At 70.6% G+C, this 24,672-nt stretch carries 21 protein-coding genes; 14 read left to right on the top strand and 7 right to left on the bottom strand.

The genetic code is table 11. The features are described 5' to 3' along the window. Positions 1–4: 4 nt before the first annotated feature. The 11 genes from OG223_RS10995 (at position 5) to metK (ending at position 12,713) form a co-directional block, all read left to right on the top strand. A complete protein-coding gene (locus OG223_RS10995) occupies positions 5–1,291 on the top strand; it encodes a dihydroorotase (protein ID WP_329245896.1) in 1,287 nt (428 codons plus the stop codon). After that, positions 1,288–1,881 (top strand): PH-like domain-containing protein, encoded by a 594-nt coding sequence (locus OG223_RS10990; protein ID WP_329245893.1) that lies wholly within the window; start codon positions 1,288–1,290, stop codon positions 1,879–1,881. Before OG223_RS10995 ends, OG223_RS10990 begins: the two co-directional genes overlap by 4 nt. After that, positions 1,878–3,035 carry a glutamine-hydrolyzing carbamoyl-phosphate synthase small subunit gene (gene carA / locus OG223_RS10985; RefSeq protein ID WP_329245890.1) on the top strand — a complete coding sequence of 386 codons (1,158 nt, stop codon included), beginning with the start codon at positions 1,878–1,880 and terminating at the stop codon, positions 3,033–3,035. The genes OG223_RS10990 and carA overlap by 4 nt, the downstream gene beginning before the upstream one ends. Further along, positions 3,028–6,336 (top strand): carbamoyl-phosphate synthase large subunit, encoded by a 3,309-nt coding sequence (carB, locus tag OG223_RS10980; protein WP_329245887.1) that lies wholly within the window; start codon positions 3,028–3,030, stop codon positions 6,334–6,336. Before carA ends, carB begins: the two co-directional genes overlap by 8 nt. Positions 6,337–6,387: 51 nt before the next feature. Continuing rightward, positions 6,388–7,494, top strand: a complete 1,107-nt coding sequence (locus OG223_RS10975; RefSeq protein WP_329245885.1) for a quinone-dependent dihydroorotate dehydrogenase — start codon at positions 6,388–6,390, stop codon at positions 7,492–7,494. Beyond that, positions 7,491–8,336 carry an orotidine-5'-phosphate decarboxylase gene (gene pyrF / locus OG223_RS10970; protein ID WP_329245882.1) on the top strand — a complete coding sequence of 282 codons (846 nt, stop codon included), beginning with the start codon at positions 7,491–7,493 and terminating at the stop codon, positions 8,334–8,336. Before OG223_RS10975 ends, pyrF begins: the two co-directional genes overlap by 4 nt. A 289-nt stretch (positions 8,337–8,625) precedes the next feature. Then, the gene (locus tag OG223_RS10965) at positions 8,626–8,949 is read left to right on the top strand and encodes an integration host factor (protein WP_019059734.1); all 324 of its coding nucleotides are present in this window, start codon (positions 8,626–8,628) and stop codon (positions 8,947–8,949) included. 59 nt (positions 8,950–9,008) lie between these two features. Next, on the top strand, positions 9,009–9,602 hold the full coding sequence (gene gmk, locus OG223_RS10960) for a guanylate kinase (RefSeq protein ID WP_329245880.1): 594 nt from the start codon (positions 9,009–9,011) through the stop codon (positions 9,600–9,602). Positions 9,603–9,642: 40 nt separating this feature from the next. Continuing rightward, positions 9,643–9,915, top strand: a complete 273-nt coding sequence (gene rpoZ / locus OG223_RS10955; RefSeq protein WP_019059732.1) for a DNA-directed RNA polymerase subunit omega — start codon at positions 9,643–9,645, stop codon at positions 9,913–9,915. A gap of 148 nt (positions 9,916–10,063) precedes the next feature. Further along, entirely contained in the window at positions 10,064–11,266 is a 1,203-nt protein-coding gene (gene coaBC, locus OG223_RS10950) for a bifunctional phosphopantothenoylcysteine decarboxylase/phosphopantothenate--cysteine ligase CoaBC (RefSeq protein WP_329245877.1), read from the top strand. Positions 11,267–11,504: 238 nt separating this feature from the next. Continuing rightward, positions 11,505–12,713 (top strand): methionine adenosyltransferase, encoded by a 1,209-nt coding sequence (gene metK / locus OG223_RS10945; protein WP_329245875.1) that lies wholly within the window; start codon positions 11,505–11,507, stop codon positions 12,711–12,713. Positions 12,714–12,773: 60 nt separating this feature from the next. On the opposite strand, the gene OG223_RS10940 is transcribed toward metK, so the two are convergent. From OG223_RS10940 to OG223_RS10915, 6 genes are all read right to left on the bottom strand, one after another. Then, on the bottom strand, positions 12,774–13,889 hold the full coding sequence (locus OG223_RS10940; RefSeq protein WP_329245873.1) for a hypothetical protein: 1,116 nt from the start codon (positions 13,887–13,889) through the stop codon (positions 12,774–12,776). A 26-nt stretch (positions 13,890–13,915) separates the two neighbouring features. After that, complete coding sequence (locus tag OG223_RS10935) at positions 13,916–15,856, bottom strand: ABC transporter substrate-binding protein (protein WP_329245870.1); 1,941 nt, start codon at positions 15,854–15,856, stop codon at positions 13,916–13,918. Next, complete coding sequence (locus OG223_RS10930; RefSeq protein WP_329245867.1) at positions 15,853–16,608, bottom strand: TIR domain-containing protein; 756 nt, start codon at positions 16,606–16,608, stop codon at positions 15,853–15,855. The genes OG223_RS10935 and OG223_RS10930 overlap by 4 nt, the downstream gene beginning before the upstream one ends. A 13-nt stretch (positions 16,609–16,621) precedes the next feature. Next, positions 16,622–17,911 (bottom strand): helix-turn-helix domain-containing protein, encoded by a 1,290-nt coding sequence (locus tag OG223_RS10925; protein WP_329245864.1) that lies wholly within the window; start codon positions 17,909–17,911, stop codon positions 16,622–16,624. A 190-nt stretch (positions 17,912–18,101) separates the two neighbouring features. Then, positions 18,102–18,809 carry an ABC transporter permease gene (locus OG223_RS10920; RefSeq protein WP_329245861.1) on the bottom strand — a complete coding sequence of 236 codons (708 nt, stop codon included), beginning with the start codon at positions 18,807–18,809 and terminating at the stop codon, positions 18,102–18,104. Positions 18,810–18,852: 43 nt separating this feature from the next. Next, on the bottom strand, positions 18,853–19,767 hold the full coding sequence (locus OG223_RS10915) for an ABC transporter ATP-binding protein (protein WP_329245857.1): 915 nt from the start codon (positions 19,765–19,767) through the stop codon (positions 18,853–18,855). A gap of 98 nt (positions 19,768–19,865) precedes the next feature. Here OG223_RS10915 and OG223_RS10910 point away from each other — a divergent pair, with 98 nt between their 5' ends. After that, positions 19,866–20,378 carry a TetR/AcrR family transcriptional regulator gene (locus tag OG223_RS10910; RefSeq protein ID WP_329245854.1) on the top strand — a complete coding sequence of 171 codons (513 nt, stop codon included), beginning with the start codon at positions 19,866–19,868 and terminating at the stop codon, positions 20,376–20,378. Positions 20,379–20,427: 49 nt separating this feature from the next. Next, positions 20,428–22,581, top strand: coding sequence for a primosomal protein N' (locus tag OG223_RS10905; RefSeq protein WP_329245853.1), 2,154 nt, complete (start codon positions 20,428–20,430; stop codon positions 22,579–22,581). A 269-nt stretch (positions 22,582–22,850) separates the two neighbouring features. Here OG223_RS10905 and OG223_RS10900 read toward each other — a convergent pair whose 3' ends face one another. After that, a complete protein-coding gene (locus OG223_RS10900) occupies positions 22,851–23,420 on the bottom strand; it encodes a hypothetical protein (protein WP_329245851.1) in 570 nt (189 codons plus the stop codon). Between the two features lie 265 nt (positions 23,421–23,685). On the opposite strand from OG223_RS10900, the gene fmt reads away from it, so the two are divergent. Continuing rightward, positions 23,686–24,627, top strand: coding sequence for a methionyl-tRNA formyltransferase (gene fmt / locus OG223_RS10895; RefSeq protein ID WP_329245849.1), 942 nt, complete (start codon positions 23,686–23,688; stop codon positions 24,625–24,627). Positions 24,628–24,672: the final 45 nt, after the last annotated feature.

Raw genomic sequence — 24,672 nt, 5'->3', positions numbered from 1 at the left:
TCACATGAGCAAGATCCTGATCCGTGGTGCGAAGATCCTCGGCGGCGAGCCGCAGGACGTGCTGATCGACGGGGACACGATCTCCGAGGTGGGCGTCGGCCTGAGCGCCGAAGGCGCCGAGGTCGTCGAGGCCGACGGCAAGGTGCTGTTGCCCGGTCTCGTCGACCTGCACACCCACCTCCGCGAGCCCGGCCGCGAGGACTCCGAGACCGTGCTGACCGGCACACGGGCCGCCGCCAGCGGCGGCTACACCGCCGTGTTCGCCATGGCCAACACCTTCCCCGTCGCCGACACCGCCGGTGTCGTCGAGCAGGTCTACCGGCTCGGCCAGGAGCACGGCTACTGCGATGTGCAGCCCATCGGCGCCGTCACCGTCGGCCTGGAGGGCAAGAAGCTCGCCGAGCTGGGCGCCATGCACGAGTCGGCCGCCGGGGTCACCGTCTTCTCCGACGACGGCAAGTGCGTCGACGACGCGGTGATCATGCGCCGCGCGCTGGAGTACGTGAAGGCCTTCGGGGGAGTCGTCGCCCAGCACGCGCAGGAGCCCCGCCTCACCGAGGGCGCCCAGATGAACGAGGGCGTCGTCTCCGCCGAACTCGGGCTCGGGGGCTGGCCGGCGGTGGCCGAAGAATCGATCATCGCCCGGGATGTCCTGCTCGCCGAGCACGTCGGTTCCCGCGTCCACATCTGCCACCTCTCGACCGCGGGTTCCGTCGAGATCGTCCGCTGGGCCAAGTCCCGGGGCATCGACGTGACCGCCGAGGTCACCCCGCACCACCTCCTCCTCACGGATGAGCTGGTGCGCTCCTACAACCCCGTCTTCAAGGTCAACCCGCCGCTGCGCACCGAGCGCGATGTGCTGGCCCTGCGCGAGGCGCTCGCCGACGGCACGATCGACATCGTCGCCACCGACCACGCCCCGCACCCGCACGAGGACAAGGACTGCGAGTGGGCCGCCGCCGCCATGGGGATGGTCGGCCTGGAGACCGCGTTGTCAGTGGTGCAGGAGACCATGGTGGACACCGGGCTCCTCACCTGGGCCGGGGTCGCCGAGCGCATGTCCGCCAAGCCCGCAGAGATCGGGCGGGCGGTGGGCCACGGCCGTCCCGTCTCGGCTGGTGAGCCCGCCAACCTCACGCTCGTCGACACGGAATACCGTGGGTCGGTGGACCCCGCGGGCTTCGCTTCGCGCAGTCGCAACACCCCGTACGAGGGGCGTGAGCTGCCGGGCCGTGTGACGCACACCTGGCTCCGGGGCAAGGCCACGCTCGTCGACGGGAAGCTCACGTGACACCTCTGGAACTGACCCACCTCGCGGCCGGGGAGAAGTCCGCCCCGGTGACCGACTGGGCCGCCCGTATCGGCTGGCTCGTCGGCCTCGCCCTCTTCATCGCGCTCGTCTACTGGCTGATGCGCGAGGGCTGGAAGTGGCGCGGCACCCTCCAGGGCGACCTGCCCGAGCTGCCCACCGCGCCGGAAGAGGTGGGTGAGGCGAAACTGGCTGTGTTGTCGATGAGCGGCCGCTACCACGGCTCCACCACCGCCGGGCAGTGGCTCGACCGCATCGTGGCGCACGGCCTGGGCACCCGCAGCAGGGTCGAGCTGACCCTGACGGAGGCCGGCCTGGATGTCGTACGACCGGGAGCCACCGACTTCTTCATCCCGGCCGGGGCGCTGCGCGAGGCCCTGCTCGGCAAGGGCATCGCCGGGAAGGTCCTCAGCGAGGGCGGTCTCCTGGTCGTGACGTGGGCGCACGGCGACCGGCTGATCGACTCCGGGTTCCGCTCGGACCACGCGGCCGAGCACACGGAGTGGGTCGACACCCTGAACAGCATGATCAAAAAGAGTCTCGAAACGACCGACACGGAAGGCGCACGATGACCACCTCCACCAGGGGAGCCGCCAAGGTTCCCGCCGTACTCGTCCTGGAGGACGGCCGGATCTTCCGCGGCCGTGCCTACGGGTCCGTGGGGGTGACCTTCGGCGAGGCCGTGTTCTCCACCGGCATGACCGGCTACCAGGAGACCCTGACCGACCCGTCGTACCACCGCCAGGTCGTCGTGATGACAGCCCCGCACGTCGGCAACACCGGCGTCAACGACGAGGACCCCGAGTCGGCCCGCATCTGGGTCGCCGGTTACGTGGTGCGCGACCCCGCGCGCGTGCCGTCCAACTGGCGCTCCCGCCGCTCCCTGGACGAGGAGCTGCGCAACCAGGGCGTCGTCGGGATCTCCGGCATCGACACGCGCGCGTTGACCCGTCATCTGCGCGAGCGCGGCGCGATGCGCGTCGGCATCTTCTCCGGCGCCACGCTGCCCGACGAGGACACCATGCTCGCCGAGGTGCGCGAGGCCCCCGAGATGACGGGCGCGGACCTGTCCGCCGAGGTCGCCACCAAGGAGACCTACGTCGTCCCCGCGATCGGCGAGAAGAAGTACACCGTCGCCGCCGTCGACCTCGGCATCAAGGGCATGACCCCGCACCGCATGGCCGAGCGCGGCATCGAGGTGCACGTGCTGCCGGCCACCGCCACCGTCGAGGACGTGTACGCCGTCCGGCCCGACGGGGTCTTCTTCTCCAACGGTCCCGGCGACCCCGCCACCGCCGATCACCCCGTCGCCGTCATGCAGGCCGTCCTGGAGCGCGGTACCCCGCTCTTCGGCATCTGCTTCGGCAACCAGATCCTCGGCCGCGCGCTCGGCTTCGGCACGTACAAGCTGAAGTACGGCCACCGGGGCATCAACCAGCCCGTGCAGGACCGTACGACGGGCAAGGTCGAGGTCACCGCGCACAACCACGGCTTCGCCGTCGACGCGCCTCTCGACAAGGTCTCCGAGACCCCCTACGGCCGCGCCGAGGTCTCGCACGTCTGCCTGAACGACCAGGTCGTCGAGGGGCTGCGGCTCCTCGACCGGCCGGCGTTCAGCGTCCAGTACCACCCCGAAGCGGCAGCGGGCCCGCACGACGCCGCCTACCTGTTCGACCGCTTCACGTCTTTGATGGACACAGCTCTGATGGAGGGCCAGCGTGCCTAAGCGCTCCGATATCCAGTCCGTCCTGGTCATCGGCTCCGGCCCGATCGTCATCGGCCAGGCCGCCGAGTTCGACTACTCCGGCACCCAGGCCTGCCGCATCCTGCGCGCCGAGGGCCTCCGCGTCATCCTGGTCAACTCCAACCCGGCGACGATCATGACCGACCCGGAGATCGCCGACGCCACCTACATCGAGCCGATCACCCCGGACTTCGTCGAGAAGATCATCGCCAAGGAGCGCCCGGACGCTCTTCTGCCCACCCTTGGCGGTCAGACGGCCCTCAACACCGCGATCTCGCTGCACGAGGCCGGCACCCTGGAGAAGTACGGCGTCGAGCTGATCGGCGCCAACGTCGAGGCCATCAACAAGGGCGAGGACCGCAACCTCTTCAAAGAAGTCGTCGAGGCCGTACGCCAGAAGATCGGTCACGGCGAGTCCGCCCGCTCGGTGATCTGCCACTCCATGGACGACGTGATCGCGGGCGTCGAGACGCTCGGCGGCTACCCGGTCGTCGTCCGTCCCTCCTTCACCATGGGCGGCGCGGGCTCCGGCTTCGCGCACGACGAGGAGGAGCTGCGCCGCATCGCGGGCCAGGGCCTGACCCTCTCGCCGACCACCGAGGTCCTCCTGGAGGAGTCCATCCTCGGCTGGAAGGAGTACGAGCTGGAGCTGATGCGCGACAAGAACGACAACGTCGTGGTCGTCTGCTCCATCGAGAACTTCGACCCCATGGGCGTGCACACCGGCGACTCGATCACCGTCGCCCCGGCGATGACGCTGACCGACCGCGAGTACCAGACCCTGCGGGACATCGGCATCGCCGTGATCCGCGAGGTCGGTGTGGACACGGGCGGCTGCAACATCCAGTTCGCGGTGAACCCGGTGGACGGCCGGGTGATCGTCATCGAGATGAACCCGCGCGTGTCCCGCTCCTCGGCCCTCGCCTCCAAGGCGACCGGCTTCCCGATCGCCAAGATCGCCGCGAAGCTGGCCGTCGGCTACACGCTCGACGAGATCCCGAACGACATCACGCGCGAGACCCCGGCCTCCTTCGAGCCGACCCTCGACTACGTGGTCGTCAAGGCCCCGCGTTTCGCCTTCGAGAAGTTCCCGAGCGCCGACTCGACCCTGACGACCACCATGAAGTCGGTCGGCGAGGCCATGGCGATCGGCCGCAACTTCACCGAGGCCTTCCAGAAGGCACTGCGCTCCCTGGAGAAGAAGGGCAGCCAGTTCACCTTCGTCGGCGAGCCCGGCGACAAGACCCAGCTCCTCGAAGAGGCAGCACGGCCCACCGACGGCCGGATCAACACCGTCATGCAGGCGATCCGCGCGGGCGCCACCCAGGAGGAGGTCTTCGACTACACGAAGATCGACCCCTGGTTCGTCGACCAGCTCTTCCTCATCAACGAGATCGCCGACGAGCTGGCCGCCGCCGACAAGCTGGACCCGGAGCTGCTCGCCGAGGCCAAGCGGCACGGCTTCTCCGACCAGCAGATCGGTGAGATCCGCGGGCTGCGCGAGGACGTCGTCCGCGAGGTGCGGCACGCGCTGGGCATCCGCCCGGTCTACAAGACGGTCGACACCTGCGCCGCCGAGTTCGCCGCGAAGACGCCGTACTTCTACTCGTCCTACGACGAGGAGAACGAGGTCGCCCCGCGCGAGAAGCCCGCGGTCATCATCCTGGGGTCGGGCCCCAACCGCATCGGCCAGGGCATCGAGTTCGACTACTCCTGCGTCCACGCCTCCTTCGCGCTGAGCGACGCGGGCTACGAGACCGTGATGGTCAACTGCAACCCCGAGACCGTCTCCACGGACTACGACACCTCCGACCGCCTGTACTTCGAGCCGCTCACGCTCGAGGACGTGCTGGAGATCGTCCACGCGGAGCAGCAGGCGGGCCCGGTCGCGGGCGTGATCGTCCAGCTCGGCGGCCAGACCCCGCTCGGGCTCGCGCAGGCACTCAAGGACAACGGCGTTCCGGTCGTCGGCACCTCACCCGAGGCGATCCACGCCGCCGAGGACCGCGGCGCCTTCGGCCAGGTCCTCGCGGAGGCGGGCCTCCCGGCCCCCAAGCACGGTACGGCGACCACCTTCGTGGGCGCCAAGGCCATCGCCGACGAGATCGGCTACCCGGTCCTCGTCCGCCCCTCCTACGTCCTCGGCGGACGCGGCATGGAGATCGTCTACGACGAGACCCGTCTGGAGTCGTACATCGCCGAGTCCACCGAGATCAGCCCTTCCCGGCCGGTCCTCGTCGACCGCTTCCTGGACGACGCGATCGAGATCGACGTGGACGCGCTCTACGACGGCCACGAGCTCTACCTCGGCGGTGTCATGGAGCACATCGAGGAGGCCGGTATCCACTCCGGCGACTCGGCGTGCGCCCTGCCGCCGATCACCCTGGGCGGCTTCGACATCAAGCGCCTGCGCGCCTCAACCGAAGCCATCGCCAAGGGAGTCGGCGTCCGCGGCCTGATCAACATCCAGTTCGCGATGGCCGGCGACATCCTCTACGTCCTGGAGGCCAACCCGCGCGCGTCCCGCACGGTCCCCTTCACCTCGAAGGCGACCGCCGTGCCGCTCGCGAAGGCCGCCGCCCGCATCTCGCTGGGCGCGACCGTCGCCGAACTGCGCGCCGAGGGACTGCTCCCGGCCAACGGCGACGGCGGCACGCTGCCGCTCGACGCGCCGATCTCCGTCAAGGAGGCCGTCATGCCGTGGTCGCGCTTCCGCGACATCCACGGGCGGGGCGTCGACACGGTCCTCGGCCCGGAGATGCGCTCCACCGGCGAGGTCATGGGCATCGACTCCGTCTTCGGCACGGCGTACGCCAAGTCCCAGGCGGGCGCCTACGGCCCGCTGCCCACCAAGGGCCGCGCGTTCATCTCGGTCGCCAACCGCGACAAGCGCTCGATGATCTTCCCGGCGCGCGAACTGGTCGCCCACGGCTTCGAGTTGCTCGCCACCTCCGGCACCGCCGAGGTCCTCAGGCGCAACGGCCTGAACGCGACGGTCGTCCGCAAGCAGTCCGAGGGCGTCGGCCCGAACGGCGAGAAGACCATCGTCCAGCTCATCCACGACGGCGAGGTCGACCTCATCGTCAACACCCCGTACGGCACCGGCGGCCGCCTCGACGGCTACGAGATCCGTACCGCGGCCGTGGCCCGGTCCGTGCCGTGTCTCACGACGGTTCAGGCGCTCGCCGCCGCCGTCCAGGGCATCGACGCCCTCAACCACGGTGACGTGGGCGTGCGTTCACTCCAGGAACACGCGGAACACCTGACCGCGGCCCGCGACTAGCGCTGAAGAGGGGGACACCGGAAACGGTGTCCCCCTCTTCATGAGGACACCATGTACAAGATCTTCTTCAGTCTCGTCTTCAAACGGATGGACCCGGAGCAGGCCCACCACCTCGCCTTCCGCTGGATCCGGCTCGCCGTCCGCATCCCCGTACTGCGCACGTTCGTCGCCGCCGCTCTCGCGCCCCGGTTCGAGGAACTGCGCACCGAGGCCTTCGGGCTGCGCATGCACGGCCCGTTCGGGCTCGCGGCCGGGTTCGACAAGAACGCGGTGGCGATCGACGGCATGTCGATGCTCGGCTTCGACCATGTCGAGATCGGCACGGTCACGGGGGAGCCGCAGCCCGGCAACCCCAAGAAGCGGCTGTTCCGCCTTGTGCCGGACCGGGCGCTGATCAACCGCATGGGCTTCAACAACGAGGGCTCCGCGGCCGTGGCGGACCGGCTGGCGGCTCGTGAGGCGGTCTTCCGGACCGTCGTGGGCGTCAACATCGGCAAGACCAAGGTCGTACCCGAGGAGGAGGCCGTCGGCGACTACGTGAAGTCGACCGAGCGACTCGCCCGGCACGCCGACTATCTCGTGGTGAACGTGTCGTCGCCCAACACGCCCGGGCTGCGCAACCTCCAGGCGACCGAGGCGCTGCGCCCGCTGCTGACCGCCGTGCGCGAGGCCGCCGACCGCGCGGTGACCGACCGCCGCGTCCCGCTCCTGGTGAAGATCGCGCCGGACCTCGCGGACGAGGACGTCGACGCGGTCGCCGACCTCGCCGTGGAACTCGGCCTGGACGGGATCATCGCCACGAACACGACCATCGCGCGCGAGGGCCTCGGTTTGGAATCCGGACCCGAACTCGTCAAGGAGACCGGCGGACTGTCGGGAGCACCGCTGAAGGCTCGCTCCCTGGAGGTACTGCGCCGCCTCTACGCGCGCGTGGGCGACCGCATCACCCTCGTGGGCGTCGGCGGCATCGAGAACGCGGAGGACGCCTGGCAGCGCATCCTCGCCGGTGCCACCCTCGTGCAGGGCTACAGCGCCTTCATCTACGAAGGGCCCTTCTGGGGCCGCGCCATCCACAAGGGCCTCGCCGCACGCCTGCGCACGAGCCCGTACGCCACCCTCGCCGACGCGGTCGGCGCCGACGCAAGGAAGCCGGTATGAGCCCCCTCGAACCCTTCGGTGCCCGCCTCCGCACAGCCATGGACGAGCGCGGCCCGCTCTGCGTCGGCATCGACCCGCACGCCTCGCTGCTCACCGAGTGGGGCCTGAACGACGACGTCGCCGGCCTGGAGCGGTTCAGCCGCACGGTCGTCGAGGCGCTCGCCGACCGGGTCGCCGTCCTCAAGCCGCAGAGCGCCTTCTTCGAGCGCTTCGGCTCGCGCGGGATCGCCGTCCTGGAGAAGTCCGTCGAGGAGGCGCGGGCGGCCGGCGCCCTGGTCGTGATGGACGCCAAGCGCGGCGACATCGGCTCGACCATGGCCGCGTACGCCGAGTCCTTCCTCCGGAAGGACTCCCCGCTGTTCTCCGACGCGCTGACCGTCTCCCCGTATCTCGGCTACGGCTCGCTCGCCCCGGCGATCGAACTGGCACGGGAGAGCGGCGCCGGCCTCTTCGTGCTCGCGCTGACCTCCAACCCGGAGGGCGGCGAGGTGCAGCACGCGGTCCGCGCGGACGGCCGGAACATCGGAGCGACCATGCTGGCCCACCTGGCCGCCGAGAACGCGGGGGAGGAGCCGCTGGGGTCTTTCGGGGCCGTCGTCGGCGCGACCCTGGGCGACCTGTCGTCGTACGACCTCGCGGTCAACGGTCCGATCCTCGCGCCCGGCATCGGGGCGCAGGGGGCCACTCCGGCCGATCTCCCGGGGGTGTTCGGGAGGGTGCTGCGCAATGTCGTCCCGAACGTGAGCCGAGGTGTTCTACGTCACGGTCCCGATGTGGGAGCGCTCCAGGGGGCCTCGGATCGCTTCGCGGAGGAGATCCGCGTCGCCTTTGCGACCGTCTGAGGTGTTCGAACGGGTCGATCGAGTCCTCCGATGAGTGGCTCGACGACCGGCTCCGGAGTGACTTGAGTCTGAATACATCCTCAAATCCGGGGCGTTATGTCTGGAATGTCCGGCCTGGCGCAGGCTGACCAGGACTTTTCCTCTGTTCTCGCTGACTCTGGCGTCCCTGGCCGCTAGTCTCCGAGCAGAGTCAACGGGCAAGCGTGTTGCTCGTAGCTCCCCAGGTGTGGGGCGACTAGGTTCCTCACCGGTCCGTATCCGACAGTTCGACATCCGAGGTGACGTAGGCGTGGCTCTTCCGCCCCTTACCCCTGAACAGCGCGCAGCCGCGCTCGAAAAGGCCGCCGCGGCTCGCCGGGAGCGGGCCGAGGTCAAGAATCGACTCAAGCACTCCGGCGCCTCCCTGCATGACGTGATCAAGCAGGGCCAGGAGAACGACGTCATCGGCAAGATGAAGGTCTCCGCCCTGCTTGAGTCCCTGCCCGGCGTGGGCAAGGTCCGCGCCAAGCAGATCATGGAGCGACTCGGTATCTCCGAGAGCCGCCGTGTCCGTGGCCTTGGTTCCAACCAGATCGCCTCCCTGGAGCGTGAGTTCGGCAGCACTGGTTCCTGAGTCCGGGTACTCCGGACCAGGAGTCCCGGGCACACCGGGATTGCTGGAATAATCGCTGCATGGCTGCAACATTCCGGGGGACGACCCCCGAGCCCCCGGACGTACGTCCGCGGCTGACCGTGCTCTCCGGCCCCTCTGGGGTCGGCAAGAGCACGGTCGTCGCCCATATGCGCAAGGAACACCCCGAGGTGTGGCTCTCGGTGTCGGCGACGACCCGTAGGCCCCGCCCCGGCGAGAAGCACGGCGTCCACTACTTCTTCGTCTCCGACGAGGAGATGGACAAGCTGATCGCCAACGGCGAGCTGCTGGAGTGGGCCGAATTCGCCGGCAATCGCTACGGCACACCGCGTACCGCCGTACTCGAGCACCTGGAGTCCGGCGTACCGGTGCTGCTGGAGATCGACCTCCAGGGCGCCCGGCAGGTCCGCGAGTCCATGTCCGAGGCCCACTCCGTGTTCCTGGCTCCCCCCTCCTGGGAGGAACTGGTGCGCAGGCTCACCGGACGGGGCACCGAGCCGCCCGAGGTGATCGAGCGCCGCCTGGACGCGGCCAAGGTCGAACTGGCGGCGGAGCCCGAGTTCGACGCGACCCTGGTCAACACCTCCGTCGAGGACGTAGCGCGCGAGCTGCTAGCCTTGATGGAAGTTGTGTGATCGTTTTTCCGATCTCATCCCATCTTTCGGAAGGCAGAGCGTGTCCTCTTCCATCACCGCTCCCGAGGGCATCATCAACCCTCCGATCGACGAGCTCCTCGAGGCCACCGACTCGAAGTACAGCCTCGTGATCTACGCCGCCAAGCGCGCCCGTCAGATCAACGCGTACTACTCGCAGCTCGGCGAGGGCCTGCTTGAGTACGTCGGTCCGCTCGTCGACACGCATGTCCACGAGAAGCCGCTCTCCATCGCCCTGCGCGAGATCAACGCGGGTCTGCTCACCTCCGAGGCCGTCGAGGGCCCCGCGACCTGAGCCGCAGCAGCTTTATCCACAGGCCCGGCAGCGACTGTCGGGCCTGTGGTCTGCTCGGGGGTGCGGGGGTCGTCCCCCGCTGTGACGCAGCATGGAGTCGTACGGAACGCACGAGTCGCACGCACGTTTCCGAGTTCGGGGAGAGACGGTGGACAAGCCCAAGGTCGTTCTGGGGGTCAGCGGTGGCATCGCCGCGTACAAGGCGTGCGAACTGCTGCGCAGACTGACGGAGTCGGGTCATGACGTCCGTGTCGTCCCCACCGCGGCCGCCCTGCACTTCGTCGGCGCGGCGACCTGGTCCGCGCTCTCCGGGCACCCCGTCTCGACCGAGGTGTGGGACGACGTCCACGAGGTCCCGCACGTGCGCATCGGCCAGAGCGCCGACCTGGTGGTGGTGGCACCGGCGACGACGGACATGCTGGCGAAGGCGGCCCACGGCCTGGCCGACGACCTGCTCACCAACACCCTCCTCACCGCCCGCTGTCCGGTCGTCTTCGCGCCCGCCATGCACACGGAGATGTGGGAACACCCGGCCACCCAGGAGAACGTGGCGACACTGCGCCGCCGCGGTGCCGTGGTGATCGAACCGGCCGTCGGTCGGCTGACCGGCGTCGACACCGGCAAGGGCCGGCTGCCCGACCCTGTCGAGATCTTCGAGGTCTGCCGCCGGGTGCTCGCGCGGGGCGTCACCGAGCCCGACCTCAAGGGCCGGCACGTCGTCGTCAGCGCCGGCGGCACCCGCGAGCCCCTCGACCCGGTCCGCTTCCTCGGCAACCGCTCCTCCGGCAAACAGGGTTACGCCCTCGCGCGCACCGCCGCCGCCCGGGGCGCCCGGGTCACGCTGATCGCCGCGAACACCGGACTGCCGGACCCGGCGGGCGTGGACGTCGTCCCGGTCGGGACCGCCGTACAACTGCGGGAGGCGGTGCTGAAGGCCGCCGCCGACGCGGACGCGGTCGTCATGGCCGCGGCGGTCGCGGACTTCCGCCCGGCCGAGTACGCGGCCGGGAAGATCAAGAAGAAGGACGACAAGGAGCCCGACCCCATCGTCCTGGTGCGGAATCCGGACATCCTCGCGGAGATCTCCGCCGACCGGGCCCGCCCCGGACAGGTGGTCGTCGGGTTCGCCGCCGAGACGGACAACGTCCTCGCCAACGGCCGTACCAAACTGGCCCGCAAGGGGTGCGATCTGCTGGTGGTGAACGAGGTGGGGGAGCGCAAGACGTTCGGTTCCGAGGAGAACGAGGCCGTGGTGCTGGGTGCCGACGGCAGTGAGACCGCTGTTCCCCACGGCCCGAAGGAAGCCCTGGCCGAGACCGTGTGGGACCTGGTCGCACACCGTCTCTCCTGATTTGTTTCAGCCATCTGTCAGTTCGCTGAAACCTGACATTCGTGCGTGGCGGCTCTGGCCAACGGCACCCGGCATTCGGCAAAATGCGCGTGCCGCAGGTCACAGGGTTTCCCGAGAGACGAGACAGGGGGACCGTCTGCCGACCGCGACCGATAAACTGTTCTCGGACGACGTCGGGCGCAGCTCCCGTCCGTCCGCCAATGATCAGCCAGCAGCCGCTGCAACCTCAGGGAGCGTTGTGTCCCGTCGTCTTTTCACCTCGGAGTCCGTGACCGAAGGTCACCCCGACAAGATCGCTGACCAGATCAGCGACACCATTCTCGACGCGCTTCTGGCGGAGGACCCGACCTCCCGGGTCGCCGTCGAGACGCTGATCACGACCGGCCTGGTGCACGTGGCCGGCGAGGTCACCACCAAGACCTACGCGCCCATCGCGCAGCTCGTCCGCGACAAGATCCTGGAGATCGGCTACGACTCCTCCAAGAAGGGCTTCGACGGCGCCTCCTGCGGGGTGTCGGTGTCGATCGGTGCGCAGTCCCCGGACATCGCGCAGGGCGTCGACACGGCGTACGAGAACCGTGTCGAGGGCGACGACGACGAGCTCGACAAGCAGGGCGCGGGCGACCAGGGCCTGATGTTCGGCTACGCGACGGACGAGACGCCGACGCTGATGCCGCTCCCGATCTTCCTCGCGCACCGCCTCGCCAAGCGCCTCTCGGAGGTCCGGAAGAACGGGACCATTCCGTACCTCCGCCCCGACGGCAAGACCCAGGTCACCATCGAGTACGACGGTGACAAGGCCGTCCGCCTCGACACGGTCGTGGTCTCCTCGCAGCACGCGTCCGACATCGACCTGGAGTCGCTGCTCGCTCCCGACATCCGCGAGTTCGTGGTCGAGGCGGAGCTGAAGGCACTCCTGGACGACGGCATCAAGCTGGACACGGAGAACTACCGCCTGCTGGTCAACCCGACGGGCCGGTTCGAGATCGGTGGCCCGATGGGTGACGCGGGCCTGACCGGCCGCAAGATCATCATCGACACGTACGGCGGGATGGCCCGTCACGGCGGCGGCGCGTTCTCGGGCAAGGACCCCTCCAAGGTGGACCGCTCCGCGGCGTACGCGATGCGCTGGGTCGCGAAGAACGTCGTGGCCGCGGGTCTCGCCTCGCGCTGCGAGGTGCAGGTCGCGTACGCGATCGGCAAGGCCGAGCCGGTGGGCCTGTTCGTCGAGACGTTCGGCACGGCCAAGGTCGACACGGACCGGATCGAGAAGGCGATCGACGAGGTCTTCGACCTGCGTCCGGCCGCCATCATCCGCGACCTGGACCTGCTGCGCCCGATCTACGCCCAGACCGCCGCGTACGGCCACTTCGGCCGTGAGATCCCCGACTTCACGTGGGAGCGCACCGACCGCGTGGACGCGCTGCGCAAGGCCGCGGGCCTGTAGTCCGCGATTGCCGTTGCGAGGCCCGGTTTCCCTTCGGGGGAGCCGGGCCTCGGCGTTTCGTCAGGGTGGGGGTTCGTGATCCTGGGGCGGAGCCGATTCCTCCGGTCCGTCGTCGGCCTGTTCCGTCTGTTCCGCCTGCTCGGGGTCGAACCGGCGCTTGATCTCGTCCACTGCTTCGATCTTGCCGTGAGCCGACGCGAGGATGATCAGACGCTTCGCGAACAGGTCGACATCCGCGTCGGAGGCGGAGAAACCGAACCACTCCAGCAGCGAGTCGACGGAAAGTCCGTCCCCGGAGCCGTTGTCGGACGCCGTTGCGTCCCCTCCGTCGTACGGCTGCCGCCAGTCGGCCGAGGTCCCGTCGTCGGGGAGGACGACCCTCGGCGGAGGCACCAGGTGCTCGAACGGCGGCGCGACCGTCTCGTTCTTGGCCGCGGCGGAGAGCCGCGCGAGCAGACCGATCCGGTCTACCGCACCCTCCACCTCCTTCTCGTTGCGGGAGAGCCACCAGACCACGGCGCTGCCCGTGTCCTTGAGAACGTCCTCGCCGAGATAGGCGCGCTTGCTGCGCTCGTAGTTGCGTTCGTGCTCCCAGACGTCCTCGTCCTTGCGTACGTCGGAGAGCTTGGCGAGCCGCTCCCGGTCGTGCTCCGGAAGACTCAGCGAGACGTCCAGCGCCATCGCCGTGACCCGGCCGGTGGCATCGACGCGCATGGTCGCCAGGGCGCCGTCGAGCTGATGCTGTACGAACGCGCTGCGGTGGGGCGGCTGTTGGGCCGTCACCGCACGGGCGCGCTGGAGCACGGCGTCGATCGCCAGGCCGGCGGGGTTGACGTAGGGCGCGTCCGACGGCGCGTCCAGCACCAGCCAACGCACCGTCGCCGAGAAGGAGAAGTCGTAGTCGGCGACCGAACTCGGCAGTGCCACATGGGTCACCCGCTGGTCCTGCCGCGCGGAGTCCGGCAGTGGGAGATCCGGTTCCGGCAGCAGATCGCGGGGGAACGGCTCGCGCTTCGGCGTGAGGACTCTGTTCGTCACCATCCCGATCACCGCCAGCAGCCCGGCGGACGCGGCCCAGGACCAGCGCGGCCAGTCGGCGCACAGACCGACGATGACAAGGAGCAGGCCGAGGATGACGGTGACGAACAGCGTCATCGCCTTGTGTCCAGAACTCATGGAAGGCCCCCGATGGGTGCTCGCGATCAGACGGCGAGTGGGTAGGACTCGATGCCCTGTGCGGTGTCGATCTTCCGCAGCAGGACGGAGACGGTCTCGGCACGGGACACGCTCGGGTCGCTGTGCTGCCATTGCAGGGCGGCGCGGTAGAGGCACCCGGAGACCCGGACGTCCGTATCGCAGGCGGCGGAGAGCACCCTGAGCACTAGGTCGCGGTGGCGGACGTCCTCGCTCGCGGTCAGCCAGCGTGCCAGGGGTGTGGCCCAGGATTCGACAGGACGGCGCAGCACGCCGTTCCAGCAGATGATGAGCGAATCGCGGACGCTTCGATACCCCACGAGCCTTACCGGGTCGGCGAGTTCGAGGAACAGTGCGCGGTCCTCGCCCCACTGGCCCTGGGCGATTCCGGCACCGAGCCGGTCCAGCATCCGCCGGTACAGCCGGTGGTCCGACCGCGCCAGGTCCAGCAGCGCCTGGCGGGCGCCCGCGCCCACGACTCCGTATGTCCGCCGCGCCAGATGGTGCAGGCGGACGAGCGCCTGGTCCGGATGCGAGCGGGCCATGGTCGTGGAGCACACCAGGACGAGCACCCGCCTCAACCCGATGCCGGTCTCCGTCGAGGTGCTCCAGTCGTAGATCTGCTGTCGGAAGTAGCGGCCGTGCTGTTCGTCGTCCAGGCCGAGCGCGAGTACCTGGGCCGCGTCTGGGACGAGGTGCGCCGGAGCCTTGTCCGCCGTCCACCGGTGCGCCAGCCAGGACAGATCCTCGGGGCGCGCGGTGCGCAGGCTCTGGGCGGCGAACCTGGCCACGGCTTCCTTGCGGTCGGACTGCGCGAGCGAGGGCTCGGCCAGACATACGTCGAACCAGTCGCGTAACTGCCTGCGGATGTCAGGGAGGAACGTCCAGAAGTGATCCCTCACCGCACGGTCGTATCCCACGATGCGGAACCGCACCCGACCGTCCGGCTTCACCTCGGCGCCGATGTCGGAGAGTTCGGCGTGCAGGTCCGCCCGGTCCAGCCGGGGCAGCGGGTCCGGGGGATGGCTGAGGATGCCCAGCAGGGCGTTCGCGCCCCGCAGTACGGTCCCTGGCGCGGTCCCGTGGAACAGGGCCACGGACAACAGCAGCGCTCGGCGCCGCCCGTCCCGCTGAGACGTGAGATCCGCCGCCACGCGGGCGGTCTGGTCGTGCTGGTCGACCAGTGACTCGGTCAGCCAGTGGGAGAAACCCCGGTCGGCCGGCGAGACGTCCCGGCAGCGCCGGATCCGGTCGACGAGTCCGGCGATGTCGCGCATCGGGGCCTGCGACAGGTAGGACGTGAGAGGGGTGCCGCCCAGTTCGGACTGGGGTGGCTCGATGCCCTCGTGCCGGAGATGGGTGATCAGAACGCGCTGCGCCGAGGGACGGCCGATCTCCACGGTCAGGCGTTTCAGTTCCCCTCGGAGTAGATAGCCGAGATGGTGAGGGAGTACCACGGCGAGGTGGGCACCGTGGCGGACAAGGCTGTCGCGGAAGTCGGAGAGCGCGCTCTGGACCGCGATGTACCGGGACTCGTCCACCTCCGAGAGATCCAGCAGCAGCCGGTCGCCGTCGCCGATGTCCTGTGTGTCGAGAGCCAAGGTGGCCGTGTCGTCGGAGGTGTCCGGCAGTTCGTGCAGACTGCCTCGAGTGTCGGACAGGTCGTGCAGCAGCATGAGCGCGGCGGTGCGTCGGCCGCTGCCCGGCAGCCCGTCGAGCAGTACCGTGTGCGTTTCCTCCAGCCGGTTGCGTGCGTGCCGCATACCGCGCGGCGGTACGAAGCGCGCGGCGAGATGGTCACGGTCCTCCTTCGCGACCGCCCGTGGACGCCTGCTCGCTTGTTCACGCAGCCGGGCCTGCGCCGCGTAGTAGAAGTTGAACTGCGGTCCGTCGCCGCTGTTGACGGACCCGTGGGCCTCGTGGACGTACGAGCCGAAGGCCTCGGTCACCGTTCCTCGCCCCCGCGCGGAGTCCGGGTGCCGAACCCCTGACGTATCCCGCCGTGGTTGTCCCCGGAGATGACGTTCGTGCCGTCGCCGTTGACCTGCGGGCCGTTGAACTGGCTGCCGCCGCCCGTGTTCATCGGGCCGTGGGCGTCGTGCACATACGTTCCTACGGTGCCGTTCACCTGGCCTATCCCACCGCTCTGGTTGTCGTTGCGAACGGTCGACTCCGGTTCGGCGGGGGCGGGTTCAGATGGTGGGGCGACACCGCGGTCCAGGGAGGCGAGGGCGGGCACCAGCCGTACGAGCCGGTCGCCGAGCCGGGTGAGATCGGCCTCCAGGCTGTGCTGATCCACCCGTGTGTACTGGCATTCCGCGATCTCCGCGATCGACCTGGGCAGCCGCCGGGGATCGAGCTGCTCGACCCTGCGGCCGATGAACAGCGGCACGATCAGCACCCCTGACGCCAGCGCCTCCTCTATCTCACGACGGACCCAGTCCTGAGGGTCGTCCAGCGCGCGCCTGCCTGGCCTGTTCCGGTCGGGTGCGTCGATCCACTCCTCGTCCACGAGAGCGAGCAGCACATGACTGCGCCGGGCCGCCCGGACGAGGACGTCGATGTAGTTGTTGCCGGGCTCGATCGACTTCCGGGCGAGGAAGACGCTGTCGGGGCCGAACCTGGCCGACAGCACACGGTCGCACGCGTAGGCGACCTCCTTGCCGCCCTTGGTGCGGTAGTTGACGAAGATCTCGTGCATGGTCGTAGCCCTTCTAGAAGGTGTGGGAGTGGGCGAGTGCGCCGGACAGGTCCGGGATCAGGGCTCGTACGGAGGCGTTGCGGGCGTGTCTGCCGAGCGTGTGGCCGAGGCGGCGCAGGTCGGCGGAGACCGTGGCGGAGTGGGTGAGCCGTACGGACGGCAGGACGTCGGTGGCGATCCGGCAGGCGTGGTCGATCTCGCCCGCCGCCGCGTGGGCCAGCGCGCGCCGGACGCCGTACCGGGCCCGGGTGCGGAAGGCGTGCTCCGGGATGCGGGCGGTCTCCTGGTCCAGCAGAGCGGCCGCCTGCCTCGGACGGCCCAGGTCGTACAGGCACCAGCCGGTGAACATCGAGACGACGTCGGGTACGTGGGAGGCGCCGAGGACCGGTTCGGAGGGGTCGGCGGCGTCCTGTTCGAGGAGTCGGCGGGCGCGGTCGAGGCTGGTCATGCAGGTGGCGTGGTCGCCGTTCGCGGCGGCACCCTGGGCCAGATGCTGGGCGGCCAGGCCGCGGATACGGGCGGGTGCGTCGCTCTCCAGGGCATGGCCGGCCAGTTGTACGGCTTCGGCGATGTCTCCTCGGTACAGGCTGATCAGCGAGCGCCTGACCTGTGCGTATGTGGCCAGCCCGGGGTCCGCACCCGCTGCCGCCAGGTGTACGGCGCGATCCGTCCACCAGATCGCGGCTGTGTCGTCGCCGGATTCCTGGGCCATCCAGCCCGCGTACTCGGCGTAGCGGGAGGCGAGGAGCAGCAGGGTGCGCCGGCCGTGCGGGCTGCTGTGGGTGGCGAGTTGTTCCAGGCTGTGGGTCTGGGCGATGAGTGGCGGCAGCACACTCGCGGGGCCCGACGTCTGGCCGAGCCGCCGGAACTGGTCGAACAGCATCCGTGAGGCGTCCGCGAAGGTCTCGGCCCCGTCGAGGGGGAGCGCGCCCGGATCGCCGGTGCGCAGGGTCAGCACCGAGGCGGCGCCCGCGGTGATGAGCCCGCGGCGGGTCACGGGTTGGAAGGAACTCGAACCGTCCTTGCGCAGGTGCATCAGCCAGACCTCGTCGTCGTTTCCGGGGGCGGGCAGAGGTGGTTCGGAGGGCCGGACGGCCACGAGCCGGCTGAGTGCGCCGTCGGCACGCAGCTCCGTGTCGCACAGGCGTGCCAGTTCGGGTGTCGGACGCTTGATTCCCCGTTCCACCTTGCTGAGTTGGCTCTTGCTGTAGTGCACGCGCTGTCCCAGTTGGTGCAGAGAGAGCAGGGCGGCGAGGCGCCTTCTGCGCAGTTCGGGCCCGAAGTCGTGCGACTGATCCAGCACTTCGACCTCCGTCGCTCCTCGGCCGTCAGCCGATGAGCGCCGCGATTCAGCGTGGGGCAGCCGGCTGGGCCGAACAAGGCGGAACGGGCGTTTCCCGTTTCCTCATCCGGAGCGAAGCCGACGCCAACTGCCGTGTCGAGTAAGCGATTTCGGCCAGAGGTTCGGCGTAAGCCCGGGAGTGTCCAGCGGGTCAGTGGTGGATGCCGCGGGCCGATACGAGGAGTGCTGTCGCTGTGATGGCCGCGAGGACCGCTGTCGAGTGGGCGTAGGCCGGGGTGTTGCCGGTGACGGCTGCCTGGAAGCCGTGCAGGGCCCAGTAGCCCGGTGTCGCGGGGGCCACCGTGGAGACCCAGTGGGGGAGGACGGCGAGGGGGACCAGGCAGCCGCTGAGGCAGGTGATCGTGAGGGCGCCGATGTCGGAGGCGGCGGCCAACTGGCCCTGGCTGCGGGCGTGTACGCCGAGTGCGAGGCCGCAGGAGGTGACGCACAGCGCCCAGAGGAGGGCCAGCAGGGGGAGGCGCCAGGTGCCGGCGGTGAGGGGGAAACCGAAGGCCGCGGTCGCGAAGAGGAACAGCACCGTCTGCTGGGTCAGGAACAGCGCGATCAGCGGGAGGGACTTGCCGGCCAGGATCGCGGAAGGCGCCGCCGGGCCGGATCGGAGGCGATCCCAGGTGTGCCAGGTGCGTTCGGAGAGCAGGAGCTGTCCGGCCACGTCCAGGGCGAGCAGGGTGAACATCACCGCGATGCCCGGGGCGGCCTGCACGATGCCCGGTGTTCCGGGGGTGGCCAGGCGGTCGTACACCGGGTGGAGCACGGTCAGCAGCACCAGGGACATGACCGTGTAGGCGAGCGGGGTGCCCGGGTCCCGTACGAGCAGGACGAGGGTGTGGCGGGTCATGACCCAGGTGTGGCGGAGCGGGGCGGCCCCTGTCGGTGCCGGTTCAGGCCGCATCGTGGGTCTCCGTGGGGAGTTGGCGGGTGGCGAGGCTGCGGTAGAGGTCGTCCAGCGACGGTTCGCGGATCGCGGCCGAGCGGACCCGCGCGGTGTCGGGGCCCAGGTCGCGGAGGAGTCGGGCCAGCGCCTGGGCCGGGTCCGCGGTGCTGAAACGCAGTTCCCCGGGGGCAGTTGAGGTCCGTGCCAGGTGTTCCGGTACGGCGCCGGTGAACGTCACGGTGACCTCGCCGGGCAGGCCGTCAAGGAGGTCGGCGCGGTGTCCGCGGGCGATCACCCGGCCGGACGCGGCGACCGCGAGTGTGGCGTCCAGGTGCTCCAACTCCGGTAGGTAGTGGGTGGTGTAGCAGACGGCGGCGCCTTCGTCGGCGCGGGTCCTGACGAGTCGTAGCAGCGCTTCGCGGGTGGTGGGGTCGGCGCCCACGGTGGGTTCGTCGAGCAGCAGCACGCGGGGGCGGGGGAGGAGGACCGTGGCCGCCTGGGCGCGGCGCTGTTGGCCGCCGGAGAGTGTCGCGATCGGCCGGTCGAGTACGTCGGTGAGGACCAACTCCTCGGCTACGGCGGCCAGTTCGGTGCTCAGTCGGGTGCGGTGGAGGCCGGCCAGGCCGCCGAAGAGGCGGAGGTTCTGGCGCAGGGTGGCGGTCGGGTAGAGGGCCGACTCCTGGGGCGCCAGGCCGATCAGGCTCCGTGCGGAGCGAGGGGCGGTGGCGAGATCCACTCCCGCGACGAGGACCGAGCCCGCGTCGGGTCGCTCCAGACCGGCGACCGTCCGGGCGAACGTGGTCTTGCCCGCGCCGTTGTGGCCGATCAGACCGCAGATCTCGCCGGGCTCGATGTGCAGGTCGAAGCCGTCCAGTGCCTGGACGGGGCCCCACCGTTTGTACAGGCCGCTGACGGTCAGCATGGCCGCTCCCTCGATATATACAACGTATACGTATACTCTGTATACGTAGCTTCGAGGGAGGATGTCAAGTGACGCCACGGCGGATCAGTCGTGATCAAGTGCTGGACGTGACATGGGAGTTGGCGACCCGGAAGGGCCTGCCGGCCGTCACGATGCGGGCCGTCGCGCAGGAACTCGACGTGAACCCGATGACGCTCTACCGCCACGTCGGCGACAAGCAGGGACTCCTCGACGGCCTCGTGGAACGGCTGTTGCTGGAGATCGACGTGCCCGGTCCCGGACTCGACTGGCGCGACCAACTGCGCCTGCTCGCCCGCAACATGAGGGCCACCGCCCGTCGCCACCCCGACCTGTTCCTGCTGCTCTTCCAGCGCCCGGCGGTCACACCCGAGGCCGTCGGGCCGCGGAACGCGGTCTACGGTGCTCTGCGCGCCGCAGGTCTCCCGGAGGAGCGGATTCCGCGGGCCGAGCGCCTGCTGTCCACGTTCATGCTCGGGTTCGCCGCGTCGGAGGCCGGGGGGCGGTTCCGGGACAGCGACCCGGACGAGGACATGGCCTTCGCGGAGGACCTCATCGTCCAGGTCCTCGCCGAGGCCCGGAAGATCAAGTGAGTGCGGCGGGCGGCGGCCGTTGTCAGTCGGGTTTGGTAAGAATGCAAGGGTGAGCAGCGCGGACGGGGAACGGGACGGCGGGGCGGCGGGTGCGCCGCCCGAGCAGCTTGCGCTGATTCGGGAGAGTGTGCGGCAGGCCAAGGGGCCGAAGGCGAAGCCGCGGACGTGGCGGGGGGCCGCGTTGGCCGGGGAGTTGCCCGTCGCGCGGGTGCTCGTCGACAAGGGGGTGCTGCATCTTGACCGGTACTTCGACTATGCGGTGCCGGAGGAACTCGACGCCGATGCGCGGCCCGGGGTGCGGGTGCGGGTCCGGTTCGGGGCCGGGCGGCATCGGGTGCGGGACGGGCGGCGTGAGGGCGGGGGGCTGATCGACGGGTTCCTGGTCGAGCGGCTGGCCGAGTCCGACTACTCCGGGCCGCTTGCCGCGCTGGCGCAGGTCGTGTCGCCGGAGCCGGTGCTGAGCGCGGAGCTGCTCGGGCTGGCCCGGGCCGTCGCCGACCGGTACGCCGGGAGTCTCGCCGATGTGCTGCAACTGGCCGTGCCGCCGCGCAGCGCCCGGGCCGAGCAGAAGCCGTCGCCCGCGCCGTTGCCGCCGCCGGGGGTGCCCGAGGCGGGGTCCTGGGCGCGGTACGAGCGGGGGGCCGGGTTTCTGGAGGCGCTGGCCTCGGGAGGCGCGCCGCGTGCGGTGTGGAACGCGCTGCCGGGGCCCGAGTGGAGCGAGGAGATCGCGCGGGCCGTCGCCGCGACGCTCGCCTCGGGGCGCGGGGCGCTCGTCGTCGTACCGGACGGGCGGGCCGCCGGGCGGGTGGACGCAGCGTTGACGGCGCTCCTCGGTGAGGGGCGGCATGCGCTGCTCACCGCCGATGCCGGGCCCGAGAAGCGGTACCGGCAGTGGCTGGCCGTACGACGGGGGTCCGTGCGCGCGGTCGTCGGGACGCGGGCCGCGATGTTCGCGCCGGTGCGGGACCTGGGGCTGGTCGCGATCTGGGACGACGGGGACGACAGCCACAGCGAACAGCACGCGCCGCAGCCGCATGCGCGGGAGGTGCTGCTGCTGCGGGCCGCGCTGGACAAGTGCGGCTTCCTGCTGGGGAGTTGGAGCTGCACGGTGGAGGCCGCGCAGTTGGTGGCGAGCGGGTGGGCGCGGCCGTTGGTCGCATCGCGCGAGCAGGTGCGGGCGGCCGCTCCGCTCGTACGGACCGTGGGGGACGGGGACTTGGCGCGGGACGAGGCCGCGCGGGCCGCCCGGTTGCCCACGTTGGCCTGGCAGGCGGTGCGGGAGGGGTTGAAGCACGGGCCTGTGCTGGTGCAGGTGCCCCGGCGGGGGTATGTGCCGCGGATGGCGTGCGCCCAGTGCCGGGCCGCCGCGCGGTGTCGGCACTGTGCGGGGCCGTTGGAGGGGCAGGACGCGGGGGTACTGCGGTGTGGGTGGTGCGGGGTCGCGGAGAACTCCTGGCACTGTCCCGAGTGCGGGGGGTTCCGGCTGCGGGCCCAGATCGTGGGGGCACGGCGGACCGCGGAGGAGCTGGGGCGGGCGTTTCCCGCTGTGCCGGTGCGGACGTCCGGGCGGGAGCAGGTGCTCGACACGGTGCCGGGGACGCCTGCGTTGGTCGTGAGTACGCCGGGGGCCGAGCCGGTGGCCGACGGGGGGTATGCGGCGGCCTTGTTGCTGGACGGGTGGGCGATGCTCGGGCGGCCTGATCTGCGGGCGGGGGAGGATGCGTTGCGGCGGTGGGTCGCGGCGGGTTCGCTGGTGCGGCCGCAGGGGGTTGGGGGGACCGTTGTCGTGGTGGCGGAACCTACCTTGCGGCCTGTGCAGGCGCTGGTTCGGTGGGATCCCGTGGGGCATGCGGTGCGGGAGCTTGCGGAGCGGGGGGAGTTGGGGTTTCCGCCGGTGTCTCGGATGGCGGCGGTCGCGGGGGGTGCGGGGGCTGTCGCGGAGTTTCTTGCCGCTGTTGAACTGCCGCCGGATGCTGAGGTGTTGGGGCCGGTTCCGATGGTGGTGCCGGTTGCTTCGACGGGGCGCGCTCGGCGGGTGGGGGATCCGCCTGTGGGGGAGCAGTGGGAGCGGGCGTTGATTCGGGTGCGGCCGGGGAGTGGGGGGGCGTTGGCTGCGGCGTTGAAGGCTGCGCAGGCTGCTCGGATGGCTCGGGGTGGGGGGGATGTGGTGCGGGTGCGGGTTGATCCGCCGGATATCGGGTGAGGCCTCGGCCTTCGGCCTCGGATTTTCTCCCACCCGCGCACCGCCCGTTTGCGGTTCGTTGAGAAGTGGACCTTTCCCGTGGGGTTCTCGGCGTTGGCGGTCGGCGGGCCGTTGTGCGATCTGCCGTGCCCTTCGGGCCCTGCCCGTAGGAGTTCTCGGCGTTGGCGGCCGGCTGTCCATGGGCCGAGGGCGCGGCCGGCCGTCCCTGGCCCGGACATGCGGCTGCCTCCCGGGCGTTCGCCGGGAGGCAGGCTTGGTCGGTGGTGGGGTCAGCCGTTTCGGGGGCCCGGGAAGGCTGTGGGCCTGGCCTCGTCGCGGAGGGTGGGGCTGCCTGCTGTGGGCTGGGTCGGCATGGAGCGGGCGGCGGGGACCGTGGGGAGGGTGGGGAGGGCAGGGAGTGCGGGCATGGTGGGGAGACCCGTGTTCACCGCCACCGGGCGGGTGCTCGCCGCCTCCGTCGTGCGCTCGGCGTCGGCCGCCGCCTGGGTCGCGGCGCGCCGGGCGCCGTAGCGGCGGTGCACTGCCTGCTTGGTGACCCCGAGGGCCGAGCCCACCGCGTCCCACGAGAAACCGAGTGAGCGGTCGAAGTCCACGGCGGCCGTGACCAGGGTCTCGACACTGTCCCGCAGCTCCTGCGCGAGACGGACCGTCGGGGCGGGCGCGCGCCCGTAGACGACGAAGCCCGTGGAGGGGCCGGAGCGGCGCGGGCGGTAGACGTTGCCGAGCTGGGCGGTGAGCGTGCGCAGTGCGTCCACCTGCCGGCGGACCCGCTCGATGTCCCGCACCAGCAAGTGCAGGCTGGCCCGAGCCTGGGCGTCGTGGGTTGCGTGGTCGGCCATGAACAAGCCTCTCGAACCGGCGTTGAAAAGGATCGGGCCGCGCGAATGCGGCCCAAGGAGGTCAACTCTTTCTTGACCAACGCCTGTGCGCTCCGCTGGTCACGCAACGGGGGCGTAGGGGCATATGCGTACGCCCCCGCCGAACCGGTGCGCGCTGCGGGTGTCGGTGGGTTGACGGACGAGAGCCGCCGGGCGCTCGGGCCGGGACGCGCCATAGACTGGTGCGCTGCCCGCCCACCTCCGCCCGAGAGGCCCGAACCCTCCCATGAAGCTCGTGTTCGCCGGTACCCCCGAGGTCGCTGTTCCCGCCCTGGACGCCCTGATCGCCTCCGGGCGGCACGAGGTGGCCGCCGTCGTCACGCGGCCCGACGCGCCGGCCGGGCGTGGGCGCAGGCTGGTGGCGAGTCCCGTCGCCGAGCGGGCCGAGGAGGCGGGCATCGAGGTGCTGAAGCCCGTCAAGCCGCGCGACCCGGAGTTCCTGGAGCGGCTGCGGGAGATCGCGCCCGACTGCTGTCCCGTCGTCGCCTACGGCGCCCTGTTGCCCCGCGTCGCCCTCGACATCCCCGCGCACGGCTGGGTCAACCTGCACTTCTCGCTGCTCCCCGCCTGGCGCGGCGCCGCCCCGGTGCAGCACTCCATCATGTCCGGCGACGAGATCACCGGCGCCTCCACCTTCCTGATCGAGGAGGGACTCGACTCCGGGCCCGTCTACGGCACCGTCACCGAGGAGATCCGCCCCACCGACACCAGCGGCGACCTGCTCACCCGGCTCGCGTTCGCCGGCTCGGGCCTGCTCGCCGCGACCATGGACGGTATCGAGGACGGGACCCTGAAGGCCGTACCGCAGTCGGGCGAGGGCATCACCCTCGCTCCGAAGATCAATGTCGAGGACGCCCAGGTGGAATGGTCGGCTCCTGCCCTGCGGGTGGATCGGGTGGTGCGTGGGTGCACGCCCGCCCCCGGGGCCTGGACCGTGTTCCGGGGCGAGCGGCTCAAGATCGTCCAGGCCGTGCCGGTGCCCGAGCGGACCGACCTCGCGCCCGGGGCGCTGGCGGTCGGCAAGAACAATGTGTACGTCGGCACCGGTTCGTACGCCGTCGAGCTGCTGTGGGTGCAGGCGCAGGGCAAGAAGCCGATGCGGGCGGCGGACTGGGCGCGCGGGGCGCGGATCGGCGCGGGGGAGACCGTGGGGAACCGAGAGGCGTGACGCCCAGCGCGCGGTCGCGGCGGTGCGACGTAGGCTGGACGCACA

Source organism: Streptomyces sp. NBC_01478, from assembly GCF_036227225.1.
In the GTDB taxonomy this organism is placed as follows: domain Bacteria; phylum Actinomycetota; class Actinomycetes; order Streptomycetales; family Streptomycetaceae; genus Streptomyces.
The sequence above is the reverse complement of the archived record's forward strand: the minus strand, read 5'-3'. Positions and strand labels throughout refer to the sequence as shown.

Excerpts from the sequence above, each read along its gene's own strand:
- OG223_RS10995 (WP_329245896.1), top strand. The coding sequence starts at position 5 with ATGAGCAAGATCCTGATCCGTGGTGCGAAGATCCTCGGCGGCGAGCCG.
- carA (WP_329245890.1), top strand. The coding sequence starts at position 1,878 with ATGACCACCTCCACCAGGGGAGCCGCCAAGGTTCCCGCCGTACTCGTC.
- OG223_RS10975 (WP_329245885.1), top strand. The coding sequence starts at position 6,388 with ATGTACAAGATCTTCTTCAGTCTCGTCTTCAAACGGATGGACCCGGAG.
- pyrF (WP_329245882.1), top strand. The coding sequence starts at position 7,491 with ATGAGCCCCCTCGAACCCTTCGGTGCCCGCCTCCGCACAGCCATGGAC.
- gmk (WP_329245880.1), top strand. The coding sequence starts at position 9,009 with ATGGCTGCAACATTCCGGGGGACGACCCCCGAGCCCCCGGACGTACGT.
- OG223_RS10940 (WP_329245873.1), bottom strand. The coding sequence starts at position 13,889 with ATGAGTTCTGGACACAAGGCGATGACGCTGTTCGTCACCGTCATCCTC.
- OG223_RS10930 (WP_329245867.1), bottom strand. The coding sequence starts at position 16,608 with ATGCACGAGATCTTCGTCAACTACCGCACCAAGGGCGGCAAGGAGGTC.
- OG223_RS10920 (WP_329245861.1), bottom strand. The coding sequence starts at position 18,809 with ATGACCCGCCACACCCTCGTCCTGCTCGTACGGGACCCGGGCACCCCG.
- OG223_RS10915 (WP_329245857.1), bottom strand. The coding sequence starts at position 19,767 with ATGCTGACCGTCAGCGGCCTGTACAAACGGTGGGGCCCCGTCCAGGCA.
- OG223_RS10900 (WP_329245851.1), bottom strand. The coding sequence starts at position 23,420 with ATGGCCGACCACGCAACCCACGACGCCCAGGCTCGGGCCAGCCTGCAC.
- fmt (WP_329245849.1), top strand. The coding sequence starts at position 23,686 with ATGAAGCTCGTGTTCGCCGGTACCCCCGAGGTCGCTGTTCCCGCCCTG.